This is a genomic window from Dankookia sp. P2 (assembly GCF_050632255.1).
Taxonomy (GTDB): Bacteria; Pseudomonadota; Alphaproteobacteria; order Acetobacterales; family Acetobacteraceae; genus Paracraurococcus.
In genome coordinates, this window is record NZ_CP192581.1 from 6,044,664 (window position 1) to 6,059,791 (window position 15,128).

14 protein-coding genes and 4 pseudogenes are annotated in these 15,128 nt (G+C 71.6%); 17 read left to right on the top strand and 1 reads right to left on the bottom strand.

Annotated features, from left to right (window positions below; all coding sequences use genetic code 11):
* The first annotated feature begins 134 nt into the window (after positions 1-134).
* Both ACQ86J_RS35945 and ACQ86J_RS35950 read left to right on the top strand, forming a co-directional pair.
* Entirely contained in the window at positions 135-374 is a 240-nt protein-coding gene (locus ACQ86J_RS35945; protein ID WP_431269257.1) for a DUF29 family protein, read from the top strand.
* The gene (locus tag ACQ86J_RS35950; RefSeq protein WP_431269258.1) at positions 374-1,111 is read left to right on the top strand and encodes a hypothetical protein; all 738 of its coding nucleotides are present in this window, start codon (positions 374-376) and stop codon (positions 1,109-1,111) included. Before ACQ86J_RS35945 ends, ACQ86J_RS35950 begins: the two co-directional genes overlap by 1 nt.
* A gap of 4 nt (positions 1,112-1,115) precedes the next feature.
* On the opposite strand, the gene ACQ86J_RS35955 is transcribed toward ACQ86J_RS35950, so the two are convergent.
* Positions 1,116-2,102 carry a cation diffusion facilitator family transporter gene (locus ACQ86J_RS35955; RefSeq protein ID WP_431269259.1) on the bottom strand — a complete coding sequence of 329 codons (987 nt, stop codon included), beginning with the start codon at positions 2,100-2,102 and terminating at the stop codon, positions 1,116-1,118.
* A gap of 147 nt (positions 2,103-2,249) precedes the next feature.
* Between ACQ86J_RS35955 and ACQ86J_RS35960 the strand changes: the two genes are divergently transcribed.
* The 15 genes and pseudogenes from ACQ86J_RS35960 to ACQ86J_RS36030 all read left to right on the top strand — a co-directional run bounded on the left by ACQ86J_RS35960 (position 2,250) and on the right by ACQ86J_RS36030 (position 15,124).
* Positions 2,250-2,855 carry a MerR family transcriptional regulator gene (locus ACQ86J_RS35960; RefSeq protein ID WP_431269260.1) on the top strand — a complete coding sequence of 202 codons (606 nt, stop codon included), beginning with the start codon at positions 2,250-2,252 and terminating at the stop codon, positions 2,853-2,855.
* A gap of 19 nt (positions 2,856-2,874) precedes the next feature.
* Positions 2,875-3,270 carry a hypothetical protein gene (locus ACQ86J_RS35965; RefSeq protein WP_431269261.1) on the top strand — a complete coding sequence of 132 codons (396 nt, stop codon included), beginning with the start codon at positions 2,875-2,877 and terminating at the stop codon, positions 3,268-3,270.
* A gap of 12 nt (positions 3,271-3,282) precedes the next feature.
* Positions 3,283-3,654, top strand: a complete 372-nt coding sequence (locus ACQ86J_RS35970; RefSeq protein ID WP_431269262.1) for a hypothetical protein — start codon at positions 3,283-3,285, stop codon at positions 3,652-3,654.
* Between the two features lie 271 nt (positions 3,655-3,925).
* Positions 3,926-5,110: pseudogene (locus ACQ86J_RS35975) on the top strand (TolC family protein).
* 224 nt (positions 5,111-5,334) lie between these two features.
* Positions 5,335-6,240, top strand: a pseudogene (locus ACQ86J_RS35980) (efflux RND transporter periplasmic adaptor subunit); the annotation flags it as partial.
* A gap of 139 nt (positions 6,241-6,379) precedes the next feature.
* Positions 6,380-9,337, top strand: a complete 2,958-nt coding sequence (locus ACQ86J_RS35985) for an efflux RND transporter permease subunit (RefSeq protein WP_431269263.1) — start codon at positions 6,380-6,382, stop codon at positions 9,335-9,337.
* Entirely contained in the window at positions 9,288-9,956 is a 669-nt protein-coding gene (locus ACQ86J_RS35990; RefSeq protein WP_431269264.1) for an efflux RND transporter permease subunit, read from the top strand. The genes ACQ86J_RS35985 and ACQ86J_RS35990 overlap by 50 nt, the downstream gene beginning before the upstream one ends.
* Positions 9,842-10,806: pseudogene (locus ACQ86J_RS35995) on the top strand (cation diffusion facilitator family transporter). The gene ACQ86J_RS35990 and the pseudogene ACQ86J_RS35995 overlap by 115 nt, the downstream one beginning before the upstream one ends.
* A gap of 14 nt (positions 10,807-10,820) precedes the next feature.
* Positions 10,821-11,249, top strand: a complete 429-nt coding sequence (locus ACQ86J_RS36000; protein WP_431269265.1) for a hypothetical protein — start codon at positions 10,821-10,823, stop codon at positions 11,247-11,249.
* A 245-nt stretch (positions 11,250-11,494) separates the two neighbouring features.
* Positions 11,495-11,629, top strand: a pseudogene (locus tag ACQ86J_RS36005) (protein-tyrosine-phosphatase); the annotation flags it as partial.
* A gap of 350 nt (positions 11,630-11,979) precedes the next feature.
* Complete coding sequence (locus ACQ86J_RS36010; protein WP_431272782.1) at positions 11,980-12,366, top strand: hypothetical protein; 387 nt, start codon at positions 11,980-11,982, stop codon at positions 12,364-12,366.
* A gap of 1 nt (position 12,367) precedes the next feature.
* Positions 12,368-13,759, top strand: a complete 1,392-nt coding sequence (locus ACQ86J_RS36015; RefSeq protein WP_431269266.1) for an ArsJ-associated glyceraldehyde-3-phosphate dehydrogenase — start codon at positions 12,368-12,370, stop codon at positions 13,757-13,759.
* Positions 13,666-14,637 (top strand): organoarsenical effux MFS transporter ArsJ, encoded by a 972-nt coding sequence (locus tag ACQ86J_RS36020; protein ID WP_431269267.1) that lies wholly within the window; start codon positions 13,666-13,668, stop codon positions 14,635-14,637. Before ACQ86J_RS36015 ends, ACQ86J_RS36020 begins: the two co-directional genes overlap by 94 nt.
* A 137-nt stretch (positions 14,638-14,774) precedes the next feature.
* On the top strand, positions 14,775-14,921 hold the full coding sequence (locus tag ACQ86J_RS36025) for a hypothetical protein (RefSeq protein ID WP_431269268.1): 147 nt from the start codon (positions 14,775-14,777) through the stop codon (positions 14,919-14,921).
* Positions 14,903-15,124 (top strand): ArsR/SmtB family transcription factor, encoded by a 222-nt coding sequence (locus tag ACQ86J_RS36030; RefSeq protein ID WP_431272656.1) that lies wholly within the window; start codon positions 14,903-14,905, stop codon positions 15,122-15,124. Before ACQ86J_RS36025 ends, ACQ86J_RS36030 begins: the two co-directional genes overlap by 19 nt.
* Positions 15,125-15,128 lie beyond the last annotated feature (4 nt).

Consider the following 15,128-nt stretch of genomic DNA (forward strand, 5'->3'; position numbering starts at 1 on the left):
CGGCCCCAGGTATGGGACCTACAGCGACTGGAGGTTCAAGGGCCACGCCGGGTGTCGCGACCTGGCAGATGCCCCGCGAACGCGACGGTTCCGGCAACGCTTGAGGTCGGAAGTCTGGTGGCAAGAGGGCAGCGATGGTGGTTGGTTCTACTCCGGCGGCCCAGGCGGCCGCGCTTTACGACCGTAACTTCGTGGAGTGGACCCGACGGCAGGCGGCCGCCCTCCGGGCGGCGCAGCACGGCGGCGCCGAGGCGATCGGGCTCGACTACGAGCACCTGGCCGAGGAAATCGAGCGCCTGGGAGAGGTCCGCGCCGCCGAGGGGGATGCGCCTCGCCGGGAGGGCGGCGGGATTGGGTCGGGCGACCCCGCCTGATGGCCGCCGCCTGGCTCTACACGCTGATCCCCGCCTCGGCAGCGGTGCTGGGCGCCGCGATCGCGGTCTGGCGCCCACCCGGCCCCAAGACCGCGGCCGCCATCCAGCACTTCGCCGCGGGCGTGGTCTTCGCGGCGGCGGCGGGCGAGATCCTGCCCGACCTGAAGCACGCGGGCGCGGCCCTGCCCGTGGCGCTCGGCGGCGCCGTCGGCGTCGCGCTCATGCTCATCGTTCGGCGGCTGGGCGAGGGCGCCGAGGGCGGCGTTGCCCTGGCCGTGGTCGTCGGCGTCGACATACTGATCGACGGCTTGGTGCTGGGCCTCGGCTTCGCCGCCGGACCGCGCGAGGGCCTGCTTTTGACGATCGCCCTGACCATCGAGATCATGTTCCTCGGCCTGTCGGTCACCACGGAACTGAGGCCCACGCTGGGCTCGGCCGCGCGGACGGTCCTGGCGGTCGCCGGGCTCGCGCTGCTGCTGCCGCTCGGCGCACTGCTCGGGGCACCGACGGCGGGCCTGCCGCTGGCTTGGAGGACGGGGCTCTTCGCCTTCGCCCTGGTGGCATTGCTCTACCTCGTGACCGAGGAACTGCTGGTCGAGGCGCACAAGGGTCCCGGAGACGCCGCTGGTCACCGCCATGTTCTTCGTTGGCTTTCTCCTCCTTTTGCTGCTCGAGGAGGCGACAGGCTGACCGCGCAGCGGCTTCGGGTGCGGCTGCCTTCCTTTCGCCGCCCCTGACGCTTCATCCCTGCCGCATCACGCGTGCCGCCTCTCCCTGGCCAGCGTCGTGGTCGTGTCCATCGTCGTGGCCATGCCGGTCGTTCGCCGCTGCCCAGGCCGCGTGCGGGTCGCGGCCGCCATGGGCACCGGGCAACTCCACCTGCACCGTGGCATGGGTGATGCCGAAGCGCGTCGCCAGCATGGCGCCGAGCGCGTCCTCCAGCCTTTCTTCGCGGGCCAGGGACGCTTCCACCTCGACATGGCACGAGAGTGCGACCTTGCCGGAGGAGAGTTCCCAGACGTGCAGGTCGTGCAGCCCGCGCACGCCCTGGGCATCCAGCATGGCCCGCTCGACCGCGTCGAGGTCGACCTCGGAGGGCACGCCCTCGAGCAGGACGTTCCCCGCCTCGCGCAACAGGATCCAGGTGCGCGGCAGCACCCAGAGGGCGATGCCAACCCCAAGCGCCGGGTCCACCCAGGACCAGCCCGTCAGCCAGATGACGCCTGCGCCGAGGATGACCGCCACCGAACCGAGCAGGTCGCTCCAGACCTCCAGGTAGGCGCCCTTCACGTTCAGGCTGTGCTCGCTGCCGCCAGCCAGGATCCGCATGGAGAGCCAGTTCACCACCAGCCCGACGACGGCGACCGCCAACATCCCGAGGCTCTGCACCTCGGCCGGGTCGCGGAAGCGCTGCCAAGCCTCCCACAGGATGTAGAGGGCGACTAGGAAAAGCAGGGAGGCATTGAATGCGGCCGCCAGGATCTCGAGGCGGTGGTAGCCCCAAGTCCGCGTGCGATCGGCGGGACGGCGGCTGACCCGGATGGCAACGAGCGAGATCGCCAGCGCCGCGCTATCGGTGAACATGTGGGCGGCGTCGGACAGCAGGGCGAGGCTGCCGGTCAGGAAGGAGCCGACGACCTCGGCCAGCATGAACCCACCCGTCAGCGCCAGCGCCCAGCGCAGCGCCCGCTCGTTCGCGCCCGCTCCGTGGCTATGCCCGGCGCCCATCGTTGTCTGTCCCAGATGTCTCGATCCCAGCCAAACGGCCGGTGGGCACGCGGGTTCTTCGGACATCAGGTGCCGGGCATCCAAGCCGTCCCGCCGGGAGCACCGGTTGCGTTGCGCCACGGGCAGACCGGACCCATCCTAAGGCGCATGGATCATTCACTTCCGCCGCGGGCCGCAACTGAGACGGGAGAGCTGATCGGAATCGGCCAGCTCGCCCGCGAGGCGGGCTGCAAGGTCCAGACCGTGCGCTGGTACGAGGAGGTAGGACTGCTGCCGAGCCCCGCCAGGACCGACGGCGGCCACCGCCTCTATGGCCGCCCGCACCGAGAGCGGCTGGCCTTTATCCGGCACGCGCGGGAGTTCGGCTTCGGCCTCGACGCGATCCGGCAGCTCCTGGACCTCGCCGCCCATCCCGAGCGCCCCTGCGGCGATGCCCACGCCCTGGCCGTCACCCAGCTTGCCGAGGTCGAGGCCAAGCTCCGGCGGCTGGCGGGCCTGCGGGACGAGTTGGCGCGCCTGGTGGAGACCGGGTGTAGCGACGGCATCGCCGCCGAGTGCCGCGTCCTTGAGACCCTCGCCGACCACGACCACGGGCACTGCCTGTCCGCCGCCCACGCGGCGGCCGATGGCACCGTCCTGAATAACACGCCAGCGATCAAGCTCAGGCTTGAATCTCTAGTGGCTGGAGGTTCTATACCTAGCGCCGTGTCGACCCTCGGTCGCCTGCCGCGTTCGCGGCGGGGCAAGGGATGAACGGCAAAGGGGAAGCAGCGTGCGTCGAAGGACCATGACCGGCTTGGTGGCGGCCACCGCCTTGGCGCCCACCCTGGCCTGGGGCCAAGCCGCTGGGCACGGCCACGCGCACAGCGGGAACGAGGTCAGGATCGGTCGCCACGAGGTGGAGTTGGCGGTCCGCGGCGGCCAGGCGACCCTGTCCATCGTCGACGACAAGGAGCAGCCCGTGGACGGCGCCGCCTTCGGCGTGACCGCCGTCGTCCTGGCCCGGGGCAACGAGCGCCGTACCTTGGAATTCCGGCCCGCGGGCGGGAACCGCCTCGTGGCACCCGTCGATTTCCAGGTGGACGGCAAGTTCCGGGCGACGGTGACCCTGCGCAGTCCCGGGGGCGAGCTCGGCACTGGCCGCTTCAACGTCGACCCGGCACGCTGAGGCGGACCGAGCATGAAGCTGGGTACGGGCAGGACAGGGCTGGCGTGGAGGTGGGCGGTCATCGCCCGCCTGCTCGCCGTTGCCTTCCTGCTCGCGTCTCTGCTGGTGCCGCCCCTCGCCGTGGCCGCCGCCTCCGGCGCGCCGTCCGTCCCCGCCGTGACCCTGTCGGCCGCCATGGACCAGGACGGCGCCCCGGGCACGCCGTCGCGCCCTGACGGCATCGTCCACGCTGGCACTCACTGCGCCTGCCAGGTGGCGGACCGACTGACACCGCCGCAGCCCTGGGCGCCTACCGCCCTTATTGTCGTGGGCCACCCGGCCTTTGCGGCGTACGCCCGCGCTTCGCTCGAGGCGAAGCCACCCGCGCGCCCACCCCGGGCCTGACCGAACCAGAGCCGCCCTGGCCGCCGCGCCCCGGAGACACCGGGGACGGCGGCTCGCCTTGCCTCGCGTTCCGTCAGTCCCGGGTGCCATGTCTCCTCGATTCCGCTCCACATTCCCGCTCGCCCTGTTGGGCGCGGCCGTCCTCGCCACAACCACGCCCCCGGCCGCTGCCGCCGACCCTCCGGCGCGGCGTCGCGCGGCGCAGGCGGCGCCCGCCCCGGCACCGCCCGATGCGGGCGACAGGCTCTTGCTGACCTCCCCCGAGCAGGCGGTGGAACTGGCCCTGGCGCGCGCGCCGATCCTGCGCAGCGCCGAGGCGGGCCGCCGGGCGACGCAGGGCGACCGCGTCACCGCTGGGCTGCGACCGAACCCGGACTTCTCCTTCAACGCCGAGAACATCGGCGGCAGCGGGCGTTACGGCGGCGTCTCCACCCTGGAGACCACCTACAGCCTGTCGCAGCGCATCGAGACCGGCGGCAAGCGGCAGGCGCGCATCGAGGCGGCGAACCGGGCCGTGGGGCTGACCGGCCTCGACGTCGAGGCGGTGCGCCTGGACCTGGTGCGCGAGGTCGTCCGCGCCATGGCCGAGGCGGTGGCCACGGGCCGGGCGGTGGAGATCGCCCGCGAGCGGGTGCGGCTGGCCGACGAGGTGCTGCGCGCCACCCGCGCCCGGGTCGAGGCCGGACGTGAGGCATTCCCCTTGCAGCGCCGCGCCGAGGTGGCGCGCGAGACCGCCGCGGTCTTCGCCGAGCGCTCGCAGCGGGAGGCGGCGGTCGCGCTGCGCGCCCTCTCGGTGCTGCTGGCGTCGCCCGGGGTGGAGGTCATGCCCGCCCGGGCGACCTGGTTCGACGACGTCGGCCCGCGCCCCGACCCCGGCCGGGCGGCGGCCCTGCCGCCAGGGCAGCTCGACCGCGCCCGATTGGACGCGCTCATCGACCAGCGCCGCGCTGAGCTGGACCTCCAACGCCGGAACGCCATTCCGGACGTGTCGGTCGGCGCCGGGGTCCGGCGGTTCCGCGAGTCTGGCGGCGACACTGCCTTCGTGCTCGGCCTCAGCGTGCCGCTGCCGGTCTTCGACCGGAACCAGGGCAACATCCTCCGCGCGGGCGCCGAGGTGAGCCGGGCCGAGGCCGAGGCGGAACGCGGACGGCTCTACCTCGATGCGGGCCTCGCAGATTCCTGAGCGGCGCCTGGATCAGGCTTGGCGCGCCGCGGACTCCTTCGCCGCATTGTCCTTCCCGCGGCCGGGGAGGCCGCCGCGGCGGCGCGCGAGGGCTATGCGGCTGGCAAGTTCTCGCTGCTTGAGGTTCTCGACGCCCAGCGTGCCCTGTCCGACGCGCGCGAGCAGCTCAACGCCGCCCTGCTCGAAGTGCAGCAGGTGCGCGCCGACATCGCTCGGCTGCGCGGCCGCGCTGCCACCTCCATGCCGACCTCCGCCGCCGCCGGGAAGCAGTGACCATGAAATCCGTTCTCACCTTCCTCGCGGGCGCCCTGGTCACCCTGGGCGCCGCCACGTTGGTGCCCGGCGTGCCCGCCACCCTGCGGTCTACGCTCGGCCTCGCCCCGGCGGTCGGGACCGCGCCCCCGGCTCGCGCCGCGGAACCCGAGGGCGGCGGCAAGGGCCACGCCCATGGTCCCGGGGAGGAGCACGGCGACGAGGTCCCCGAGGGCGCCGTCCACATGACGGAGGAGCAGATCGCGGGCGCCCGGATCGAGGTGGCGGAGACGGGTCCAGGCACGGTGGCGCGGCGCGTGTCGCTGCCCGGGACCGTAGCCGCCAATGCCGACCGGCTGGCCCATGTCCCCGCCCGGGTGGCGGGCATCGTCACCGCTCTGAACAGGCGGCTCGGGGAGGTGGTGGCGGCCGGTGAGGTCCTGGCGGTGGTCGAGAGCGCCGAGATCGCCACCGCGAAGGGCGAATACCTCGCCGCGCTGCGGACCACCGAGCTTGCCCGCGTCACCTTCGAGCGGGAGCAGCGGCTGTGGCAACGCCGGGTCTCCGCCGAGCAGGACTTCCTCAAGGCGCGGACCGACTGGCAGGAGGCGCAGATCCGCCTCGACCTCGCCCGCCAGAAGCTGGCCGCCATCGGCCTCGGCCAGGCAGAGATCGAGGCGTTGCCTCGCCAGCCCATTGAGGCGCTGCGGCGGCAGGAGGTCCGGGCGCCCATCGCCGGGCGGGTCACGTCCCGTCCCAAGATGCTCGGCGACGCGGTCCCGGCCGAGGCGGAGGTCTACACCCTGGCCGATCTCTCCACCGTCTGGGTGGAGATGGCGGTCCCTCCCACCGACCTGGCCTTCGTGAAGGAGGGCATGACGGTGCGCATCGGCGGAGAGGCGCACGGCGAGGGGCGTATCGTCTTCCTCAGCCCGGTGCTCGATCCCGAGACGCGCTCGGCCCGCGCCGTGGTGGAGGTGCCGAACCCGGAGGGCACCTTGCGGCCGGGCGCCTTCGTCACCGCCGAGGTCGCCTCCGAGGAACGGCGCGTGGACGTGCTGGTGCCACGCGGTGCCGTGCAAGAAATCGGCGGCGAGACCGTGGTGTTCGTGCGTACGCCCGAGGGCTTCGAGAAGCGCGAGGTGGTGCTCGGCCGTGGCGACCGGGACGGGGTCGAGGTGGTCTTCGGCCTCGACCCGGGCGAGCTGATACGCCGCCGCCAACACCTTCGTCCTCAAGGCGGAACTCGGCAAGGCCGAGGCCGAGCACTCGCACTAGGGGCGCCGGACCATGATCGCACGCATCCTCGACTTCTCGGTCCACCAGCGCTGGCTGGTGGTGCTGCTGGTCGCCGCCGCTGCCGGGTTTGGCCTACGCTCCTTGCAGTCGCTGCCCATCGACGCGGTGCCCGACATCACCAACAACCAGGTGCAGATCAACACCGTCGCGCCCGCCCTCTCGCCCTACGAGGTGGAGAAGCAGGTCACCTTCCCAGTGGAGACCGCGCTGGCGGGCATCCGCGGCCTTCAGTCCACGCGCTCGCTGTCGCGCAACGGCTTCAGCCAGGTCGTCGCCGTCTTCCGCGACGACCTGGACATCTACTACGCCCGCCAGCAGGTTCTGGAGCGGCTGGCCGAGGCGCGCGAGGTGCTGCCGGAGGGGGCCGAGCCGCGCATGGGCCCGATCTCGACGGGCCTCGGCGAGGTCTACATGTGGACCGTGGACTGGGCACCGCGGAAGCAGGGCGACACCGCGCGCGAAGGCAGGCCGGGCTGGCAGGCGGACGGGAGCTACCTGACCCCGGAGGGGCAACGCCTTGCCACGGAGCTGGAGCGCACGGCCTACCTCCGCACCCTGCAGGACTGGGTCATCCGGCCGCAGCTCCGGAACGTGCCGGGCGTCGCGGGGGTGGACGCCATCGGCGGCTTCGTGAAGCAGTACCACGTCCAGCCCGACCCGGCCCGGCTGATCGGGCTCGGCTTGTCCTTCGCCGACGTGGCGGAGGCGCTGGAGCGCAACAACGCCAGCCGTGGCGCGGGCTACATCGAGCGTGGTGGCGAGGGCTACGTGGTCCGCTCCGGCGGCCGCCTCGAGACCATCGAGGACATCGGCAACGTCGTGGTGGCGACCCGCGAGGGCGTGCCCGTGCGGGTGCGCGACCTCGCCCGGGTTGAGGTCGGCAGGGAACTGCGGACGGGCAGCGCGAGTGCCGACGGCAAGGAGGCGGTGGTCGGCACGGCGCTGATGCTGATCGGCGAGAACAGCCGCACGGTCGCCGCCGCGGTCGACGCCAAGGTCAAGGAGATTGCCCGCACCCTGCCGCCCGGCGTCCAGCTGCGCACCGTGCTCAACCGCACCGAACTGGTCGACGCGACCATCCACACGGTGGCCAAGAACCTGGCCGAGGGCGCGCTGTTGGTCGTCGTGGTGCTGTTCCTGCTGCTCGGAAACCTGCGGGCGGCGGTGGTCACGGCGCTCGTCATCCCCGTGACCATGCTGCTGACCGCCACCGGCATGCTGCAGGGCGGCATCAGCGCCAACCTGATGAGCCTCGGCGCGCTCGACTTCGGCCTCATCGTGGACGGCGCCGTCATCATCGCGGAGAACAGCCTGCGCCACCTGGCCGAGCGGCAGCACGCGCTCGGGCGCGCCCTTTCCCTGGAGGAGCGCCTTCGGACGGTGGCCGCCTCGGCACGGGAGATGATCCGGCCATCGGTGTTCGGCCAAGGAATCATCATCCTCGTCTACGTGCCGCTGCTCACCTTCCAGGGCGTCGAGGGCAAGATGTTCGCGCCCATGGCGCTGACCGTGATCATCGCGCTGGCGGTGGCCTTCGTCCTCTCGCTCACCTTCGTCCCAGCGATGGTTGCGCTGGTCGTGACCGGCAAGGTGCAGGAGAAGGACAACTGGCTGGTGCGGGCGCTCAAGCGCGGCTACGCCCCGGCCTTGCGTCTGGCCCTGCGGCGCCCGTTGCCGGTCGTCGGCGCCTCGGCGCTGCTTTTCCTTGTCTCGCTTTTCCTCGGCTCGCGGCTTGGCTCGGAGTTCATCCCGCAGCTCGACGAGGGCAACATCGCCATGCACGCGCTGCGCATCCCCTCGACGTCGCTGACCCAGTCGCAGGCGATGCAGCTCCGGATCGAGGACACCGTCTCGCGCTTCGCCGAGGTCGCGGTGGTCTTCTCGAAGACCGGCACCGCCGAGGTGGCGGCCGATCCGATGCCGCCCAACGTCTCGGACGCGTTCATCATCCTGAAGCCGCGCGACCAGTGGCCGGACCCGGCGCTGCCCAAGGAGGATCTGGTGCGGCGCATCGAGAAGGCCGTGGGACAACTGCCCGGCAACAACTACGAGTTCACCCAGCCCATCCAGATGCGGTTCAACGAGCTGCTGGCGGGCACCCGCGGCGACCTCGCCGTGAAGGTGTTCGGCGAGGAGTTCGGGCCGATGCTCGCGGCCGCCAACCAGGTCGCGGGCATCCTGCGCGGCGTCGCGGGTGCCGAGGACGTCCGGGTTGAGCAGGCGACCGGGCTGCCCTTCCTCGAGATCACCGTGGACAAGGCCGAGATCGCCCGGCGCGGGCTCAGCCTGAACGCGGTGCAGGAGGTCATCGGCACCGCCATCGGCGGCCGCGAGGCCGGTTGGGTCTTCGAGGGCGACCGCCGCTTCGCCATCGTCGTCCGGGTGCCGGAGGCGGTGCGCGCCGACTTCGAGGCGCTGCGGAACCTGCCGGTGGCCCTGCCCGGGGAGGGGCGCGCGGGCGGCGCGGCGACCGTGCCGCTCAGGAGCCTCGCCTCCTTCCGGCTGACCGAGGGGCCGAACCAAGTCAGCCGGGAGAACGGCAGGCGACGCGTCGTGGTCACCGCGAACGTCCGCGGCCGCGACATCGCCTCGGTGGTCGCGGAGGCGCAGGCGCGGGTGGAGCGCGAGGTCCGGCCGCCGCCCGGCTACTCGATCACCTGGGGCGGGCAGTTCGAGAACCTCGATGCGGCGCGCACCCGCCTGATGGTGGTGGTGCCCGGCGTCTTCTTCCTGATCTTCCTGCTGCTCTACACGGCCCTCGGCTCGCCGCGCGACGCCCTGCTGGTGTTCAGCGCGGTACCCCTGGCGCTGACCGGCGGCGTCGCCCTGCTCTGGTTGCGCGACATGCCGCTGTCGGTCTCGGCGGCGGTCGGCTTCATCGCACTCCTCGGGAGTGGCGGTGCTGAACGGCCTGGTCATGCTGAACCACATCAAGCAGCTGCGCGGTGAGGGGTTGGGCCGGGACGAGGCCATCCGGCAGGGGGCGATGGACCGGCTGCGGCCAGTGGCGATGACGGCGCTGGTCGCCTCGCTCGGCTTCGTGCCGATGGCGATCGCCACCGGGGCGGGCGCGGAGGTCCAGAAGCCGATCGCCACGGTGGTCATCGGCGGCCTGATCACCGCGACCCTGCTGACCCTGATGGTGCTGCCCGCCCTCTACGCCCGTTTCGGCAGCGCCGACGCGCCGCCGCCCGAGGACTCGGTCGGGCGGCCCCGGGTTGGCGCCGGTGCCCGGCTCGGGGCGCCGGGCGCGGGTGCCGGAGCCGCTGCCCGCGAAGTAGGGGCGAACGCCGAGGCGCCGCCGGGCGCCTCGGCGACATCAAGGACCGGCGGGTTCAGTGGCGGTGGCCGCCGTGATGGTGACTTCGGGCCCGCGGCCGCTCGTGCCCTCCACGCCAACGAACAGCAGCTCTGGGCCGGGCGTTTACAGGGCAGGGAACAGGGGAACTCAACATGCCGCATGACCACGACCACGGCGGGCACCACGACCACCACGGGGGCGGGCACTCCCACGCGCACGGCCCCGGGCACTCGCACGCGCCCGCGGACTTCGGGCGGGCCTTCCTGATCGGCATCGCCCTGAACTCGATCTACGTGGTCCTGGAGGGCGTGTTCGGCATCCTGTCCGGCTCGCTGGCCCTGCTGGCGGACGCTGGGCACAACCTCTCGGACGTGCTCGGCCTGCTGCTGGCCTGGGGGCGACGCTGCTGTCCAAGCGGGGCCCGACGCGGCGCCGCACCTACGGCTGGAAGGCGAGCTCCACCCTGGCGGCGCTGGCCAACGCGGTGCTCCTGCTGGTCGCGGTCGGCGCCATCGGCTGGGAGGCGGTCCGGCGCCTCGCCGAACCCGAGCCGGTCGCCAGCGGGACGGTGCTCTGGGTGGCGGCGGTCGGGGTGGCGGTCAACGCCGGGACGGCGTGGCTCTTCATGTCGGGCCGCAAAGGCGACATCAACGTCCGCGGCGCCTTCCTGCACATGGCGGCGGACGCGGGGGTGACGGTCGGCGTCATCATCGCCGCGCTGGTGATCCGCCAGACCGGCTGGCTCTGGCTCGACCCGGCGGTCAGCCTCGCCATCGGCGCGGTGATCCTGGTCGGCACCTGGGGCCTGCTGCGGGACTCCGTGGACCTGGCGATGGGCGCCGTCCCCTCGGGCATCGACCCGGACGAGGTGAGGGCGTGGCTGGCTGGCCTGCCCGGGGTGACCGAGGTCCACGACATGCACATCTGGGCCATGGGCACGACCGAGACGGCGCTGACCGCGCACCTGGTCCGCGACGACGCGGGCGGCGACCGCGAGCTTCTCGTGCGCGTGCAGTCCGGCTGCCGGGAGCGGTTCGGCATCGCGCACCCCACGGTGCAGCTGGAGACGCCCGAGGCGGCGCGGGCCTGCGGTCTGCGGCCGGACCACGTGGTCTGACGCGGGGCATGGCCATGCAGCCAACCCCCGAGGGCCGCTGGATCCCCTGGGCGCTGCTCGCTGTCATGGGGGCGGCGAACGTCGCGGGCTACGTGTTCGACCTGTACCAGCGGTTCTGGTGGTTCGACCGCGTCCTGCACGCCTGCACCATCCTCGCCCTGACGCTCTGGCTCGCCCTGTTCGTGTGCGGCCGGGCGCTCGACGGGGAGCGCGGCCACCGCCTCCTGCTGGTCCTCCTGGTGGCGAGCGTCGGCATCGCCATCGGCGCGCTCTGGGAGGTGGCCGAGTGGGGCTTTGACCAGGTCGCCCCGGGCGACGTCATCAAGGGCAAGCACGACACCATCATCGACATCGTCATGGACACCCTGGGCTCGGTGGCGGCGAGCGTCCTGGCTCTGAGGCTCTCGCGGCCGGACGGGTCGGGGGCCGCCGACTGGGGCTAGAGCAACTTCTCAAGGTAGGCGAGGCCCAGGACGCCGCGATCGCATCGCGCATGAGCACTTGGCGGAGGTGGAGTGCAAGATTGCCGACCTGCGGGCGCGTCGCCGTCTGACGGCAAGACCGCCCGAGATTTAGCCCTAGGTGCCGGATGCCATAGGCGGCTCTCTTGCCGCGAAGGGCACCCAGGCCCGACCCCTGACCCGCAAATGTCACACACGGCCGAGGACATGACGGCTTTAATGGAAATATGGAAGCCAGAGATGCCGCCCAGGTCTTCGGAGCCCTTTCACAGGAGACCCGCCTTGGTCTCCTGCGCGTACTGCTTTCCGCAGGGCCGACCGGCCTGCCAGCGGGCGAGGTGGCCGAATGCCTCGGCCTGCCGCCTTCGACGGCGTCGTTCCACCTCAGCGCACTCGAGCGCGCCGGGCTGACCCAGTCGACCCGGCAGAGCCGTCAGGTCATCCACGCGGTCCGGCTCGCCTCGCTCCGCCGAGCTGGTCGCCTTCCTGACCGAGACCTGCTGCTCCGGCCAACCCGAGCTCTGTGGCGACATCGCCCGCCTCGGTCCCGCCCCCGTCGTCGAGAGGAAATCCATGACACCGGCCTTCAACGTGCTCTTCCTGTGCACACGCAACTCGGCGCGCTCCCTGATGGCCGAGGCCATCCTGGACAAGGTGGGAGGGGACCGGTTCCGGGCCTACTCGGCCGGGGTCGGACCCGGCGCCGCGGCCAATGCCCGAAGTCGTCGAGAAGCTCCAGGCCCTGGGGCACGACATCTCCGGCCTGCGCTGCAAGTCCTGGAACGAGTTCACGCATGGCGAGGCGCCGCGCATGGATTTCGTCATCGCTCTCTGCGACACCCTGCGCGGCCAGCACTGCCCGGACTTCGGCGACCACGCCATCACGGCCTCCTGGCCGCTGCCCGGCCCAGCCCAGTCCAGCCCAGTTCGCCGGGGGACCACCGAGCGGGCGCTGCTGCTGAACGAGCTCTACGCGAGCCTGCACCGGCGCATCGGCATCTTCACCAGCCTGCCCATCGCCTCGCTGGACCGCATGTCGCTGCGGCACCGGCTGAACGACCTCGGCGAGGCTCCGGTCTCCCTCGATGGGAGCCGCTGAGATGCGCGTCGGCATCAACGGCATGGGCCGCATCGGGAGGCTGGCGCTCCGCGCGGCCCTAGGTGGCGTCTTCCGGGAGAACGAGGATCCGCGCGCGGCCAACCGGCTGGACGTCGTCCATGTGAACGAGCTCAAGGGCGGCGCCGAGGCGACGGCCCACCTCCTCGAGTTCGACAGCATCCACGGCCGCTGGCGCGAGCGGATAGGCGCCGAGGGAGACCGAGCCATCACCATCGGCAATCGGCGCATCGGATTCACTGCGGAAGCCAGCCCGGCCGAGGTGCCCTGGGGCGACCTGGGCTGCGACATCGTCCTGGAATGCACCGGCAAGTTCCTCAAGCAGGAGCAGCTCCAGGGCTACTTCGACCGAGGCGTGAAGCGCGTCATCGTGGCGGCGCCGGTCAAGGACGGGTCCGCTCTGAACGTGGTCGTCGGCGTCAATGACGACCGCTACGACCCGAGAGAACACCGACTGCTGACCGCCGCCTCGTGCACTACCAACTGCCTCGCCCCGGTGGTGAAGGTGGTCCACGAGGCCATCGGCATCCGCCACGGTCAGATCACCACCATCCACGACCCGACGAACACCAACGTGGTCGTGGACGCGCCGCACAAGGACCTGCGCCGAGCCCGCTCGGCCATGCTGTCCCTCCAGCCGACGACAACCGGCAGCGCCACCGCCATCTCGCTCATCTACCCTGAGCTCAAGGGCCGCCTGAACGGTCACGCCGTCCGGGCACCGGTGCTGAATGCCTCGCTGACGGATGCCGTCTTCGAGATGCGGCGCGAGACCACCGAGACCGAGGTCAACGAGCTGTTCCGCGCGGCGGCGGCCGGGCCGCTCGCAGGCATCCTCGGCTTCGAGACGCGACCGCTGGTCTCGGCCGACTACGCCAACGACACCCGCAGCGCGATCGTCGACGGGCCGAGCACCATGGTGACCGACGGCACCCTGCTGAAGGTCTACGCCTGGTACGACAACGAGATGGGCTACGCCTGCCGGATGGTGGACCTGGCCAACATCGTCATCGAACGGGGGCATGATGTCAGGCATCCGCAACTACCTCGTCGTGACCGGCGCCTACTGGGGGTTCACCCTCACGGACGGGGCGCTGCGGATGCTGGTGCTGCTGCACTTCTACCAGCTCGGCTACACGCCGTTCACGCTGGCCTTCCTGTTCCTGCTCTACGAGGCGGCGGGCATCTTCGCCAACTTCGGTGGAGGCTGGCTGGCGGCGCGCTTCGGCATCCCCCGCATGCTCTCCGTTGGCCTCAGCCTGCAGATCTGCGGACTGCCTCGTGCTGTCGGCGCTCGACCCGACCTGGGGCGCGGCCAGGTCGGTCGCCTGGGTGGTGGCCGCCCAGGGCATCTCCGGGGTGGCCAAGGACCTGACCAAGACCGCCTCCAAGTCCGCCATCAAGGCGACCTCGCAGCAGGGCGCCGGTCAGCTGTTCCGATGGGTGGCTTGGTTCACCGGCTCCAAGAACGCCATGAAGGGCTTCGGCTTCTTCGTGGGCGGCGCCTTGCTCCAGTTCGTCGGGTTCCGTCCGGCGCTCTGGCTGCTGGTGTGGCTCTGTTGGCCGCCGCCCTGGCAGGCGTGTTGCTGTCGCTGCCGCGCGAGCTCGGCAAGGCCAAGGCATCGAAGAGCTTCGAAGCTCATGGCGAAGAGCCGGGGCGTGAACCTGCTCGCTGGCGCCCGGATCTTCATGTTCGGCTCCCGCGACGTCTGGTTCGTCGTCGGCCTGCCGGTCTTCCTCTACAGCCAGGGCTGGCACTACGTCGGGGTCTCGACCTTCCTCGCCGCCTGGACCATCGGCTACGGCGGGGTGCAGGCCCTGGCGCCGTCGGTCGTCCGCCGCAGCGAGGACGGGCTGTCGCGGGAGGTTCCCGAGGCGCGGCTCTGGGCTGCGGCCCTGACCGCGATCCCGGCCGCCATCGCCCTCCTGCTGGCCACCGGCGACGTCGGGCGTCCGGATGTCATCGTGGTCGTCGGCTTGGCGGTGTTCGGCTTCGCCTTTGCGGTCAACTCGTCGCTCCACAGCTATCTGATCCTGGCCTACGCAGGCTCGGAGAAGGCCGCCGAGGACGTCGGCTTCTACTACGCCGCCAATGCCGGAGGGCGCCTGTTCGGCATCCTGCTGTCCGGCATCCTGACGCAGTGGGGTGGCCTTCAGGCATGCCTCTGGGGTTCGGCGGCGATGCTGGCGGCCTGCATGACGCTGACCTTTATGCTGCCCCTGCAGGCCCAGGAACGCCGGATTGCGGTCTGATCGGGCTTCAGTCCGATCGGACTTGGGTCCGATCGGCGCTGCCACACTGGCTGCGACATTTCGATGAATGCCGTTGAATCCGAGGCGCGGGCCACCGCATCCTACGACCAAGGACAAAATGTCGTAGGGACAGCCAGATGGATTCCAAACAGGCCGTCGCGGCGCTCGGGGCCTTGGCCCAGGATTCGAGGTTGCAGGTCTTCCGCATTCTGGTCGAGCAGGGGCCGGATGGGCTCCTGCGGGCGTCATCGCCGAGCGGCTGGGCATTCCGCCGTCGTCGCTGACCTTCCACCTGCAGCAGCTCCTGCATGCGGGCCTGGTCACCCAGCGGCGCGTCAGCCGCCAGCTTTTCTACGCCATGGTCCCGGACACAATGAACGGCCTCGTGGCCTACCTGACCGAGCATTGCTGCGGCGGCAACGCCAGTTGCGGCCCCGCCTGCGACCCCGCCACGGCCAGCGCGTCCAAGGGCGCCTCAGCCGCCTGAAGCT

What these genes read in the sequence shown, in the direction of transcription:
- ACQ86J_RS35945 (WP_431269257.1), top strand. Translation starts at nt 135, where the DNA reads ATGGTGGTTGGTTCTACTCCGGCGGCCCAGGCGGCCGCGCTTTACGAC.
- ACQ86J_RS35950 (WP_431269258.1), top strand. Translation starts at nt 374, where the DNA reads ATGGCCGCCGCCTGGCTCTACACGCTGATCCCCGCCTCGGCAGCGGTG.
- ACQ86J_RS35955 (WP_431269259.1), bottom strand. Translation starts at nt 2,102, where the DNA reads ATGGGCGCCGGGCATAGCCACGGAGCGGGCGCGAACGAGCGGGCGCTG.
- ACQ86J_RS35960 (WP_431269260.1), top strand. Translation starts at nt 2,250, where the DNA reads ATGGATCATTCACTTCCGCCGCGGGCCGCAACTGAGACGGGAGAGCTG.
- ACQ86J_RS35970 (WP_431269262.1), top strand. Translation starts at nt 3,283, where the DNA reads ATGAAGCTGGGTACGGGCAGGACAGGGCTGGCGTGGAGGTGGGCGGTC.
- ACQ86J_RS35985 (WP_431269263.1), top strand. Translation starts at nt 6,380, where the DNA reads ATGATCGCACGCATCCTCGACTTCTCGGTCCACCAGCGCTGGCTGGTG.
- ACQ86J_RS36000 (WP_431269265.1), top strand. Translation starts at nt 10,821, where the DNA reads ATGCAGCCAACCCCCGAGGGCCGCTGGATCCCCTGGGCGCTGCTCGCT.
- ACQ86J_RS36010 (WP_431272782.1), top strand. Translation starts at nt 11,980, where the DNA reads ATGCCCGAAGTCGTCGAGAAGCTCCAGGCCCTGGGGCACGACATCTCC.
- ACQ86J_RS36015 (WP_431269266.1), top strand. Translation starts at nt 12,368, where the DNA reads ATGCGCGTCGGCATCAACGGCATGGGCCGCATCGGGAGGCTGGCGCTC.
- ACQ86J_RS36025 (WP_431269268.1), top strand. Translation starts at nt 14,775, where the DNA reads ATGGATTCCAAACAGGCCGTCGCGGCGCTCGGGGCCTTGGCCCAGGAT.